Genomic DNA, 12,856 nt, shown 5'->3' with positions numbered 1-12,856 from the left:
ATGGTTCAATTGACCAATGCTCACTGAAAAAAGAAATACTATAATGCGAATTGACATAATAACCGTATTACCCGAATTAATTCAAAGTCCATTTGAAGCTTCAATTTTAAAACGCGCCATTGAAAAAGGGCTGGTTGAAGTGCATACTCACAACCTTCGTGATTATTCCACAAATAACTACAAGCAAATAGACGACTACCAATTTGGTGGCGGCGCGGGAATGGTAATGATGATTGAACCCATCGATAAATGTATTACAGAATTAAAAGCCGAAAGAGATTACGACGAAATAATCTATATGACACCCGATGGCAAAACTTTTAACCAACACAAGGCGAACGAGCTTTCACTTAAAGAAAACATTATTATTCTCTGCGGACATTATAAAGGAGTGGACCAACGCGTGCGCGATCATTTTATAACCCGTGAAATTTCAATTGGCGATTTCGTTTTAAGCGGTGGTGAATTGGCAGCTGCTTTGGTTTGCGATGCAATTATCCGTTTGATTCCGGGTGTTTTGGGGAATGAAACAAGTGCATTAACAGATTCTTTTCAAGATAACTTATTGGCGCCACCAATTTACACCCGCCCAGCAGAATACAAAGGTTGGACGGTTCCAGAAATACTTACAAGCGGTAACACTGGCAAAATCGAGGAATGGCGCGAAGATCAAGCGTACAAACGCACTAAAGAACGCAGGCCAGATTTGTTGGAATAGAATTCCCTCGAATTAAGGAATTAGTTAAAACTCATATAAGTTGAAGACCAAACATATTCTATCGAGACTACTCCCTTCACCCCTATTTACTTCTGTGAAAACACTTTAAAACACTGAATGCGTGCGATTAATCGCGCGCATTTTAATTATAAATTTGTAAATAACAAAAAGTATTTAGATATTTGTCTAAATAACTAAACGAATTGTGAAAGATATTTTCAAAGCGCTAAACGATGATACTCGAAGGGAAATACTGGAATTACTGAAAAAAGAAGACTTGACGGCAGGTGAAATAGCAGACAACTTCAGCATTTCAAAACCCAGCATTTCGCATCATTTGGATATTTTACAACGCGCAGATTTAATTGTAGGCGAGAAAAAGGGGCAGTTTATTCACTATTCAATAAATACCACAATTCTCGACGATGTTTTTACTTGGCTACTAACCCTCAAAAAATAATAATCATGAAATTCAATTTAAAAAAAGAACTTCCGCTGCTTTTGTTTTCAGTTTTTCCGGCTGCATTTATAGCCTATGTTTGGAATACATTACCCGCAAAAGTCCCTTTACAATGGGGTATAGATGGAACTGTAAATCGGTACGGCAGCAAAATGGAATTGCTTATTATTGGGTTAATTCCTTTAGCTCTTTACGCCTTATTTCTTTTCATTCCGAAAATCGACCCAAAGAAACGTGTTGATGCAATGGGGAATAAATATTATAGTATCAGGCTAATAACTACGTTATTTATAACAGTACTATTCACTTATATTATATATTCCATAAAAGAGGAATCGCTGGGTAATCCAAACTTTTTATTCATAATTTTAGGTGTCTTCTTCGTTTTGTTGGGGAATTATTTCAAAACGATAAAACCTAATTATTTTGTAGGCATCAGAACCCCGTGGACTTTAGAAAACGAGACAGTCTGGAAAAGCACCCACAAATTAGGAGGTAAATTATGGGTCATTGGAGGATTACTGATAATTTTTTCAAGCTTTATATTTAATGAACAAACGGCACTTACCGTATTTTTAATAATTACAGCAATTATTACATTGATTCCGATAGCGCATTCCTATATGCAATTCAAAAAACTGGCTGCTATAATTGTTTTGCTGATGATTTCCACAAGTTTTTTTGCACAAGGAAAATTAAACCGACCCCAAACCCCCGAACCTCCCTTTGAATATACTGTTGAGGAAGTATCGTTCACAAACATTCAAGACAGTGTTACATTGGCAGGCACGCTCACCTTTCCAAAAACAGGAAGCGATTTTACAAGCGTCATCCTTATTACTGGAAGTGGTCCACAGGATAGAAATGAAGAGATTTTTGAACACAAACCATTTTGGGTATTGGCAGATTATCTCACAAACCACGGCATTGCAGTGTTGCGCTACGACGACAGAGGTTTTGGCGAATCTACAGGCGATTTTTCAAAGGCAACTTCAGTAGATTTTGCCAAAGATGTTACGGCTGCAATTGATTATTTAAAAACTAGAAAGGAAATTAATCCTAAAAAAATAGGATTGATTGGTCACAGTGAAGGTGGTGTAATTGGTCCTTTAGTAGCTTCTGAAAATAATGATGTTGCCTTTGTTGTCGCTATGGCTGGCGTTATGATTCCTGGCAGCGAATTGATGCTTCGTCAAAAGGAAATGCAGCTACAAGCTATGGGTTCTTCGGAAGAATTTATTTCCAAAGAACTAGCCTTTGATGCGGGACTAATGAAGATTATCACCACTTCTGAAGCCGATTCATTAAAGTATAATTTAGAAAAATACACTTCTGATTATTTTGTAAAAAACCCGAAGTTCGCTTCAGAACACGGAATGACAGAAGCCTATTACAAAAAAATACTAGTAGATAGTTATTCCAGCCCTTGGCTCAGCACTTTTATAAAATACGATCCGAAGAATTCTATCGAAAACCTTGACTGCCCACTATTTGCTTTAAATGGAGAAAAAGATTTGCAAGTTCCTGCTACAGAAAATCTAAGTGCTTTACAAGCAATAATGAATAATGATACATCAAAAAACTTCACATTAAAAGCTTATCCGCAACTAAACCATTTGTTTCAGGAGTGTAAAACAGGAACTTTACAAGAGTATGCTCGCATAGAGCAAACCATTTCGCCTGAAGTACTTAAGGATATTGCTGAATGGATACTGGCTCAGCAATAAAGACAACTTTAAACAAATAACAATCAACATTTTTTGTTGTCTAATAACATAAATTGCTTACTTTTGCACCCACTTAATCCAACCTCTGGCGAAAACCGCGAACGTTGTTTTATTTCAAACTATATCAAATTAACAAAATGGAAGAGTTAATTAAATTTGTTCAAGACGAATTTGTAACAAAAAAAGAATTTCCTGAATTCGGAGCTGGTGATACAATTACTGTATACTATGAAATCCGTGAAGGTGAAAAAACAAGAACTCAGTTCTTTAGAGGTGTTGTAATCCAAGTTAAAGGATCAGGTATTACTAAAACTTTTACAATCCGTAAAATTAGTGGTACTGTTGGTGTGGAACGTATATTCCCTGTAAATATGCCAGCACTTCAAAAAATTGAGATCAATAAAAAAGGTAGTGTTCGTAGAGCGCGTATCTATTACTTTAGAGGTCTTACCGGGAAGAAAGCCCGTATCAAAGAAAAACGTTCATAGTTTACTCTTTGTTGAAAACCTTCAAAAGCCCTGTATCTACAGGGCTTTTTTTATGAACAAATGTTAATAAGCATTGTTTGTAAACTGTGCATTTCTAAAGGGTTACAAATCCTTGCTTATTCGTTTATCTGTTTTATATTAGCAATATCAAAACGGCCTAACAGCTCAATTGATAAACTAAAGTAACGTTCTTTTACACTGTTTTTTCAAATTGTTCACGAAGCTAAACCTCTCATGAATGATAGTTTCTAGATCTGAAAAAGTAAAAAGAAAATACTTTACACTCTTTTTTTGATTGTTTGAGGTACTCAAGATCTTTAGATTATTAGTACTGAGATCAGAAAAAGTTTATGAGTCGCTTTTTTAAAAGACGCAACTGCTTCAATGCAATGCGAAACTAGAAAAATTCGAACTCGTGTAAGTAAATTACATCTGCAAGCATATAATAAACTTGCCTTGTTTCCGCTTGACGGATTGATGGTAACAATTTACTTTACAAGGAGCCATATCACAATGTATTTATACAGTGATATGGCTTTTCTTGTTTTAACACCTTGCAGTTATTCGTTACGAAATTTTCGATTATATGCCGAACCTTCCAAATAATTAAGAGTCAACTTCCCGATAAAAAGCAGCCAAATCGTTATATTTGCATTCCTTAAAATTTCAATTATTTTATTCCAAAAAATACTTCAATGACAAACACTTCTAAAATTATATACACCAAAACCGATGAAGCACCGGCTTTGGCAACCCACTCTTTTTTACCAATAGTAAAAGCTTTCACTTCACCAGCAAACATAAAATTAGAAAGTCGTGATATTTCGCTTGCCGCGAGAATCTTGGCTGTTTTTCCAGAGTTTTTAAAAGAAGACCAGCGCGTTACGGATGATTTAACCGAATTAGGCGAGCTGGCAAAATCACCAGAAGCAAACATTATTAAACTTCCGAATATTAGTGCATCTGTACCACAGTTAAACGAAGCTATTGCCGAACTTCAAAAGAAAGGTTTTGAAATTCCTAGTTATCCAGATTCCCCTCAAACTTCCGAAGAAAAAGCAATTAAAACCAAATACGACAAAATAAAGGGAAGTGCTGTAAACCCAGTACTTCGCGAAGGAAACAGTGACCGTCGCGCTCCAAAAGCTGTGAAAAATTACGCGAAAAAGCACCCACACAGTATGGGCGCTTGGAGCAGCGACAGCAAGAGCCACGTGTCTACAATGCAGGAAGGCGATTTCTTTCACAATGAAAAATCAATTACACTGGCCGCAGATGACGCTTTGAATATTGTTTTAGTCGAAAAAGACGGAAACAAAACCATTCTTAAAGACAACTTAAAAGTATTAAAAGGTGAAATCATCGATGCTACTGTATTGAGTAAAAAAGCGTTGGTTTCCTTTTTAGAAGCACAAATAAAGGACGCCAAAGAAAAGAAAGTGCTTTTCTCTATCCATTTAAAAGCAACCATGATGAAGGTGAGCGACCCAATTATTTTTGGGTATGCTGTGAAGGTTTATTTTGAAGATTTATTTGAAAAATATGCGGACACTTTCAAAAAACTAGGCGTAGATGCAAACAATGGTTTGGGCGATTTGGAAAGCAAATTATCTGAATTAAGTGAAACTGAAAGAAATGCAATTCTTCAGGATATTAAAAATATAATGGCTGCGAACCCAGATTTAGCAATGGTAAACAGCGATAAAGGAATTACAAACCTTCACGTTCCAAGTGATGTAATTGTGGATGCTTCTATGCCAGCTATGATTCGTAATTCTGGGCAAATGTGGGGACCAGAGGGAAAAAGCCGCGATACAAAAGCAGTAATTCCAGATAGTAGCTACGCCGGTGTTTACGAAACCACGATTGAATTTTGTAAAAAACACGGAGCTTTTGATCCAACTACAATGGGTACAGTTCCAAACGTAGGCTTGATGGCTCAAAAAGCTGAGGAATACGGTAGCCACGATAAAACTTTTGAGATTTCAGCTGATGGAAAAGTTCAAGTTTTAGACGCTGCTGGAAAAGTAATCATTGAGCACAGTGTTGAAAAAGGTGATATATGGAGAATGTGTCAAGCTAAAGATTTACCAATACAAGATTGGGTAAAATTAGCTGTTGAACGCGCACGCGCCACTGGAAATCCTACTATCTTTTGGTTGGATGAAAATCGCGCCCACGATGCCGAACTAATTAAAAAAATAAACAAATACCTTCCAGAGCACAACACTGAAGGTTTAGACATACAAATTCTATCTCCGGAAGAAGCTACAGAATATACCTTAGAACGTGTAAAAGCAGGAAAAGATACTATTTCGGTAACAGGAAATGTACTTCGCGATTATTTAACAGACCTCTTCCCTATTTTGGAATTGGGTACAAGTGCAAAAATGCTTTCTATAGTTCCATTGATGAATGGCGGAGGATTGTTTGAAACCGGAGCCGGAGGTTCTGCCCCAAAACACGTTGAACAGTTTATGGAAGAAAACCACTTACGTTGGGATTCTTTAGGCGAATTTTTGGCGCTGGCAGTTTCACTTGAGCATTTGGGAACTAAAAACAACAACCCAAAAGCAATAGTTTTAGCAGACGCTTTGGATAACGCCACAGAAAAATATCTGGAAAACAGCAAGTCACCTTCGCGAAAAGTAAACGAAATTGACAATCGCGGAAGTCATTTTTATTTGGCAATGTATTGGGCTGAGGCACTTTCAAAGCAGGAAAAAGATCAAGATTTGAAAAAAATCTTTACGCCTATAGCAAAAGAGCTGAAGGAAAACGAAGCTAAAATAAATGACGAGCTTATAACAATTCAAGGGCATTCAGTAGATATTGGTGGGTATTATGAACCAACTGAAAAACTCGTTTCTGAGGCAATGCGACCAAGCAAAACTTTTAATAGTATCCTAGCGGAAATTAAGTAAATACCACAACCGTCTATAAACCTTCAGCAATAGCTGGAGGTTTTTTTTACCCATAAATATTTATGCAACTGAAAAAAATAGCGTCACTTTTCCTTTTCTTCATTAGTGCAGTTGCTTTTTCACAAGAAAAGTTCACTATTAGCGGCACCATTTCCGAAGCAGATTCGGGCGAAACACTAATAGGTGTAAACGTAATTATACCTGCTCTCCAAACAGGAACGGTAACAAATCAGTACGGCTATTATTCAATTACATTGGCAAAGGGCGAATATGAAATTGAGTACAGCAGTATCGGTTTCGCCACTCAGAAAATTCAAGTATCTCTTACTGAAAATCTCAGAAAGGATTTAGCGCTTTTAACAGATACCGAAAGTTTGGACGAAGTTGTAATTGAAGCCAACAGCGAAAGACTCAATGTGCGAAGTACGCAAATGAGTGCAAACACACTTTCCACAACTACGATTAAAAAAATCCCTGTGGTTTTGGGCGAAGTTGACGTTATTAAAGCAATAACGCTACTTCCCGGAGTTACTAGTGCTGGCGAAGGAGCGAGCGGTTTCAACGTTCGCGGAGGTGCTGCCGATCAAAATTTGATATTGTTAGACGAAGCCACGCTTTATAATTCTTCGCATTTGTTTGGTTTCTTTTCGGTTTTCAATCCAGATGCTATTAAAGATTTGACGCTTTACAAAGGTGGAATTCCAGCGCGTTATGGTGGACGCATTTCTTCAGTTTTAGACATTTATCAAAAAGACGGCAACAAACGCGATTATCACGCTAGTGGCGGTATTGGTTTGGTAGCAAGTAGATTGCTTTTAGAAGGTCCGATTAAAAAAGACACGGCTTCATTTTTGGTAGGAGGCCGAAGTAGTTACGCACATTTATTTTTGCCGCTATTCGACAATGATAACATTGCTTATTTTTACGATTTAAACGCTAAACTTAGTTACAATCTTAACGAAAACAACCGTCTATTTTTATCGGGTTACTTCGGAAGAGATGTTTTTGAAATATCTGATAGCTTTGCGAATAGCTTCGGAAACACAACTTTAAACCTTCGTTGGAATCATCTTTTTTCAGATAAATTGTTTTCAAATCTGTCATTAATTTATTCAGATTACTATTACGGTTTGGAATTGAAATTTGTTGAATTCGATTTTGACAGTGGGATTCGAAATTTTAATTTGAAGTATGACTTCACACATTATATTTCGAATAACGTCGATTTACGTTACGGAATCAACAGTATTTATTACAAATTCAATCCTGGCGATGTAACACCAACAACCGAAGATTCTGGAATTAATCCTTTTAAACTCACAGACAAATACGCTTTTGAAAACGCTGCTTATGTTGATGCAGAAATAGAAGTTTCTGATAAAATCTCTGTTCAGGCTGGGCTACGATTATCAACTTTTAATCGTTTGGGGCAGGATCAGTTGTTTTTATATGAAAATGACAACCCAATAGTTTACAATGAAAACCTAGATATTTATCAGAAAGGGAAGCCAATAGATACGGTTTCTTTCAGCCGAAGTGAGACCATAAAATCTTTTGCTAATTTAGAACCGCGTTTTGCAATTTCTTATTTATTAAATGACGACTCGTCCATTAAAGCCAGTTACAACAGGATGGCGCAGTATATTCATTTAATTAGCAACACCACTTCGCCCACTCCTTTTGATATTTATGCACCCAGCGGTAAATATATCGAGCCACAATTGGCAGACCAAGTAGCATTTGGGTATTTCAGAAATTTCAGGAATTATTCTTTAGAGGTGGAAACTTTTTACAAAGAAGTGAAAAACAGGTTGGATTATGTAGACGATGCAGATTTGATAGCCAACGATGCCGTAGAACAAATTTTATTAAGCGGGGAAGCCAGAGCTTACGGACTGGAAGTTCTTTTCAAAAAAAATAGAGGAAAACTTCAGGGTTGGATTGCTTATACACTATCAAAAAGTGAACAGCGAACTCCCGGAAGAACTGAAGTAGAAAGTGGAATAAATAATGGTGCTTGGTATAATTCACCCTGGGATAAAACGCATGATATTTCAGTTACTGGACAGTATGAGCTTTCAAAAAAATGGTCGTTTGGCGCAAATTTTATTTTTCAAACCGGAATACCAACCACTTATCCTGAAGGGCAATATGAATATAATGGTGTAGTCGTTCCCGTATACGAAGCCCGTAACAGCAGCCGACTTTCAACATTTAACCGTTTAGATTTTTCGGCTACTTGGAATCCAAAGCCGGAGAGCACCAAGCGTTGGAAAGGCGAATGGGTTTTCAGCATTTATAATGTTTACAACCGTAAAAATGCGGCATCAATTTCGTTCAGAGAGAATACGGATATCAGCCAAAATGAGGCTGTGCGACTTTCAATTTTCGGGATAATCCCTTCGGTAACTTATAATTTTAAATTTTAAGAATATGAAGAAGCTATTTTTAGTAGTGATTTTATTCGGAATATTTTCTTCTTGTGAAGACGTTATTGATGTGGATCTTAATGACGCTCCACCAAGGCTCGTTGTGGAAGCAAACCTTAATATTTGGGACAATGGCGGTACTAGTGCGGCGGTTCGGTTAACCACTACTGCTCCCTATTTTGACAATAATGTGCCGTATGTTACTGATGCAGATATCACCGTTACAGACGAAAATGGTGTGATTTATCCTTTTAATTATACCCAAGACGGTGTTTACGTATCAAACATAACGCTTCAAATAAACATAGATTATACATTGATTATAGTGTATAAAGATGAAACCTACACAGCTACAGAAACACTTTACACTGTTTCTCCCTTAGAATTTGTTGAGCAACGCGATGATGGAGGTTTTTCGGGAGAAGATATTGAACTAAAAGCATACTTTACAGATCCAGCTGGCGATGAGAACTTTTACTTTTTTGAAGGACTCTCAGAAAAAGGCGACGAATTGGATGTTTATAGCGACGAATTTTTCGATGGTAATACCATTTTTGCATATTATTTGGTGGAAGATATAGTGCCGGGAGACGAGGTGCAATTCAATATTTATGGCGTTAGTGAAGCATATTACAACTTTATGTTTATTCTTTTGCAACAAACGGGAGGTGGTGGCGGACCTTTTGAAACACAGCCCGCAACGGTACGCGGAAATATTATAAATGAAACAAATCCTGCTAATTATCCTTTAGGGTATTTTAGAATTTCGGAAGTTTCTACTCTTAATTATACAGTTCAATAATTCATTACTCTCAAAATCGTAACTTTGATTATGGCCTTTACCAAAACAACTGAATCGGATTCAAACTACAATCATTTGGAAAAAATGAGTGTTTCTGAATTACTTCAAAATATAAATAACGAAGATAAAACAGTTGCAATTTCAGTTGAAAAAGCGCTGCCACAAATTGAAAAACTCACGGAAAAGGTAGTTGAAAAATTAAAAGCAGGTGGAAGATTATTCTACATTGGCGCCGGAACCAGTGGTCGTTTGGGAATTTTGGATGCCAGTGAATGTCCGCCAACCTTCGGCGTGCCACACGAATTGGTAATTGGTTTAATTGCTGGAGGCGATATCGCCATTCGGAAGGCGGTAGAATTTGCCGAAGATTCCGAAAATCAAGGCTGGGACGATCTTCAAAAAGAAAATATATCAGAAAAAGATATTGTAATTGGTATTGCAGCATCCGGAACTACGCCTTATGTTATTGCAGCATTAAAAAAATGCAATGAAAATAATATTCCTACTGGTTGCATAACTTGTAATGATGGGAGTCCGTTGGCATTAACTGCACAATTTTCGGTGGTTGTGATAGTAGGTCCAGAATTTGTTACTGGAAGCTCACGCATGAAAGCTGGGACGGCTCAAAAATTAGTTTTAAATATGATTTCGACTGCAACCATGATTCAATTGGGACGCATAAAAGGCAACAAAATGGTTGATATGCAACTGAGTAATAATAAACTCGTAGACCGCGGTGTACGTATGATTATGACCGAATTGAATATTTCAAGAGAAGCCGCCAAAAGACTTTTAGAGCAACATAAAAATGTTCGAACAGCAATAAATAATTTTAGAAATGAGTAAAGATCACACAGATTTTGAAGTATTAAAAAAAGGATTGAAATTTATGGCTTTTGCATTGCCATTACTCTTTTTAAGTCCGTATTTATTAACTTTATCTTTTCTCAACAAAGAAACATATATGTTCTACGTGTTTCTTTTCTTCGGAATTATTGCCGGTGCAGGTGCCATCTATCTTTTATTTAAAGGAATAAATACAATTATGAAAGCCATTTTTTAAATTCACTTATTTTATTTCCACTTTTACCAGCACATCTTCTTTCCTACTTTCTGAAAATTCAATGTAAAAATTATTTTCCGAATCTGCTATTATTGCTTCTTTATCAAAACCGGAAAGTTCTAAATTACCCTTGGCTTTTCTAGTGTCTAAAATGGATCCTTTGGTATATTGACCGTTACTATCTATTTTTACGGCAGTTAAGTACCCTCCGTGACCATCGGTGTGTTTTGCCGGCACTTCATCTCGAGGAAGATCAATATTTTTAACGTTATCTAAGAAAACGACATAATGATTCTCATTTTTGTAAAAATGAGAGAATGAGGTTCCATAATCACCAGAACCGCTTATTTGTCTTTTAGGTATTTTAACTGTCCAATCTAAAGCTCCTGAAGCGTCTATTTGCGAAACCAAAATATCATCATCATGATATATGTAGTACGAACCATTTCTTGAGTTAACCTCTTTGTAATACACCTCTTCACCAAAAAATGTAATTGATCCATCTTTTTGAAAGAAAATCTTTTTGAGGTTTAAATTTTTATAATCTGCTTCACCTTTATTTTCTTTCTTATTGTTTTTCCTTTCAGTACTATTACTTTCATATTGGTTCAAAAATTCTAGAGGTATTTCAAAGGTTTTTTTATCAACCAATGAGCCATCTGCTCCAATTTTAAAATAAAAAATACCGTTTACTCCAGATTTTCTTTCTCCGTTAGAAAAGTATCCTCCGCAATACATAGTATTTTCCAGGCCTTTAAAAATTCTAACTTCTTCAATAAAATTGCTTCCTACTGCTATCTTCGTAATTACTGCATCCTTGCTATCCTTTGAATATTTAAATAATTCCATATAGTAGTTTGCAGACTCATCTTTTCTATTTTTTTTGTCCTTCTTACTGTCGTCTTTGTATTTTTTAATTAATGCAAACACGTTGGCGTTATCGTCCATCGTATAATCTAGGAGTTCCATTTGGTCTTCCGAATATGGCATGGTAAAGTCGTCGCCCCAAATTTTTTCTAGATTTTTATCAAAAACCTGAAAGCCAATTACGTCATGATCTTTGTTATCATCTGTATCGATTCTTGTATATTTTGCAACAATTCTATTATTTGATTTAACAATTTGAAACTTATCGTTACCGTTGAAACTATAATTAAAAGTGAATCTCGAAGCTCTTTCAGATTGTAGATTGCTCCTCACTTTTCCGTTGGTACTGATTATTTGTTTGTTAAAATCATCTTCAAAAACACCCTCTTTAAAAGTTACTTTTTTAACGAATAAGCGCTCATTCAATGTTGCTCTTCCTTCATAGGTAGAATAGAAAACATAGATTACATCTTCTATTTGCTCAATACCTTCCAATAGCCCATTTTTCGGAAATAAATCACTGATTTTATACTCTGTGTGCTTAAGTTCTGTTGGTTTATCTGTAGAAAATTTCTGAATAAGAATATTCCGTTTATCTCTCTTTACCATTATAATTTCCTTGTCAAAGCTAAAAAAGTATTTTTCACCATCAATTGCCTCATAAGGTTTACTAATATCGTAGGCATAAGCATTGCTTAGATTTTTCTGTGAATAAAAGTTAAATGAAACAAGAAATAATAGAAGGATAATTTTTTTCATAAATTTAATTTTAAGGAAATATTTTATGCTGATGCAATATATGTAAAGTGCTCCATCCGTCAAACATTAATTATTTAATAATTGATGTAAAACCTAATGGGATCGTAAACATATTCCCTAAGAAACCGTACACCTTGTAATAAAGGGATATTTTAAGACGAAATTAAAGATGTTACTTATCAAACCTACGCCGTGATGCTGGTCAAAGCACCACCTCGTGCAAGCTCGGTCTAAGTATTTAATCAAAAATTCTTACTTAAAAATTGAAAGAGGTACTAAAGGAAGCTGACTTAATCAGAAAAAATGGAATGGACAGCAATCAAAATTTAAATGGATAGTGTGGTTTTGACTGCAACAACCTCAAGGCTGGTGAGGATTTTAAGTTTATTCCAAAAAAAAAGACCCAATCAAATAAATGATTGGGTCTTTAAAGGAAGGCGTTTATGTTTATGATAACGGCAGGGGCGAATAAGCTAATAGTTATAAAAAATTAGAGCTCCGTCTTGCCGCCCCTACCACCACGATGTGGGAGAGTAGGTTTGTTTTTCAGTTTATTCCAAAAAAAAAAGACCCAATCAAATAAATGATTGGGTCTTTAAAGGAAGGCGGCGACCTACTC

Annotated in this window: 10 protein-coding genes; 9 read left to right on the top strand and 1 reads right to left on the bottom strand. The window is 36.0% G+C overall.

The genetic code is table 11. From position 1 onward, the window contains the following. Positions 1-43 precede the first annotated feature (43 nt). The 9 genes from trmD to AC3RVG_RS00010 all read left to right on the top strand — a co-directional run bounded on the left by trmD (position 44) and on the right by AC3RVG_RS00010 (position 10,611). The gene (trmD, locus tag AC3RVG_RS00050) at positions 44-718 is read left to right on the top strand and encodes a tRNA (guanosine(37)-N1)-methyltransferase TrmD (RefSeq protein WP_489690119.1); all 675 of its coding nucleotides are present in this window, start codon (positions 44-46) and stop codon (positions 716-718) included. Positions 719-923: 205 nt separating this feature from the next. Beyond that, entirely contained in the window at positions 924-1,178 is a 255-nt protein-coding gene (locus AC3RVG_RS00045; protein ID WP_489689379.1) for an autorepressor SdpR family transcription factor, read from the top strand. A gap of 5 nt (positions 1,179-1,183) precedes the next feature. Then, positions 1,184-2,905, top strand: a complete 1,722-nt coding sequence (locus AC3RVG_RS00040) for an alpha/beta fold hydrolase (RefSeq protein ID WP_489689378.1) — start codon at positions 1,184-1,186, stop codon at positions 2,903-2,905. 137 nt (positions 2,906-3,042) lie between these two features. Further along, the gene (rplS, locus tag AC3RVG_RS00035; RefSeq protein ID WP_489689377.1) at positions 3,043-3,393 is read left to right on the top strand and encodes a 50S ribosomal protein L19; all 351 of its coding nucleotides are present in this window, start codon (positions 3,043-3,045) and stop codon (positions 3,391-3,393) included. Between the two features lie 695 nt (positions 3,394-4,088). Continuing rightward, on the top strand, positions 4,089-6,317 hold the full coding sequence (locus tag AC3RVG_RS00030) for an NADP-dependent isocitrate dehydrogenase (protein WP_489689376.1): 2,229 nt from the start codon (positions 4,089-4,091) through the stop codon (positions 6,315-6,317). Between the two features lie 62 nt (positions 6,318-6,379). Next, positions 6,380-8,746, top strand: a complete 2,367-nt coding sequence (locus AC3RVG_RS00025; RefSeq protein WP_489689375.1) for a TonB-dependent receptor — start codon at positions 6,380-6,382, stop codon at positions 8,744-8,746. Positions 8,747-8,750: 4 nt separating this feature from the next. Next, positions 8,751-9,548, top strand: a complete 798-nt coding sequence (locus AC3RVG_RS00020; RefSeq protein ID WP_489689374.1) for a DUF4249 domain-containing protein — start codon at positions 8,751-8,753, stop codon at positions 9,546-9,548. A gap of 30 nt (positions 9,549-9,578) precedes the next feature. Then, the gene (gene murQ / locus AC3RVG_RS00015) at positions 9,579-10,394 is read left to right on the top strand and encodes an N-acetylmuramic acid 6-phosphate etherase (protein WP_489689373.1); all 816 of its coding nucleotides are present in this window, start codon (positions 9,579-9,581) and stop codon (positions 10,392-10,394) included. Further along, positions 10,387-10,611, top strand: coding sequence for a DUF6095 family protein (locus tag AC3RVG_RS00010; RefSeq protein ID WP_489689372.1), 225 nt, complete (start codon positions 10,387-10,389; stop codon positions 10,609-10,611). The genes murQ and AC3RVG_RS00010 overlap by 8 nt, the downstream gene beginning before the upstream one ends. A gap of 6 nt (positions 10,612-10,617) precedes the next feature. Here the strand turns inward: AC3RVG_RS00010 and AC3RVG_RS00005 are convergent, their stop codons facing one another. Continuing rightward, on the bottom strand, positions 10,618-12,237 hold the full coding sequence (locus AC3RVG_RS00005) for a hypothetical protein (protein WP_489689371.1): 1,620 nt from the start codon (positions 12,235-12,237) through the stop codon (positions 10,618-10,620). Positions 12,238-12,856: the final 619 nt, after the last annotated feature.

The sequence above is a fragment of the Aequorivita sp. IT1282 genome (assembly GCF_058068205.1).
This window is presented reverse-complemented; position numbering and strand designations above follow the sequence as displayed.

Excerpts from the sequence above, each read along its gene's own strand:
- AC3RVG_RS00025 (WP_489689375.1), top strand. The coding sequence starts at position 6,380 with ATGCAACTGAAAAAAATAGCGTCACTTTTCCTTTTCTTCATTAGTGCA.
- trmD (WP_489690119.1), top strand. The coding sequence starts at position 44 with ATGCGAATTGACATAATAACCGTATTACCCGAATTAATTCAAAGTCCA.
- AC3RVG_RS00010 (WP_489689372.1), top strand. The coding sequence starts at position 10,387 with ATGAGTAAAGATCACACAGATTTTGAAGTATTAAAAAAAGGATTGAAA.
- murQ (WP_489689373.1), top strand. The coding sequence starts at position 9,579 with ATGGCCTTTACCAAAACAACTGAATCGGATTCAAACTACAATCATTTG.
- AC3RVG_RS00030 (WP_489689376.1), top strand. The coding sequence starts at position 4,089 with ATGACAAACACTTCTAAAATTATATACACCAAAACCGATGAAGCACCG.
- rplS (WP_489689377.1), top strand. The coding sequence starts at position 3,043 with ATGGAAGAGTTAATTAAATTTGTTCAAGACGAATTTGTAACAAAAAAA.
- AC3RVG_RS00020 (WP_489689374.1), top strand. The coding sequence starts at position 8,751 with ATGAAGAAGCTATTTTTAGTAGTGATTTTATTCGGAATATTTTCTTCT.
- AC3RVG_RS00005 (WP_489689371.1), bottom strand. The coding sequence starts at position 12,237 with ATGAAAAAAATTATCCTTCTATTATTTCTTGTTTCATTTAACTTTTAT.
- AC3RVG_RS00040 (WP_489689378.1), top strand. The coding sequence starts at position 1,184 with ATGAAATTCAATTTAAAAAAAGAACTTCCGCTGCTTTTGTTTTCAGTT.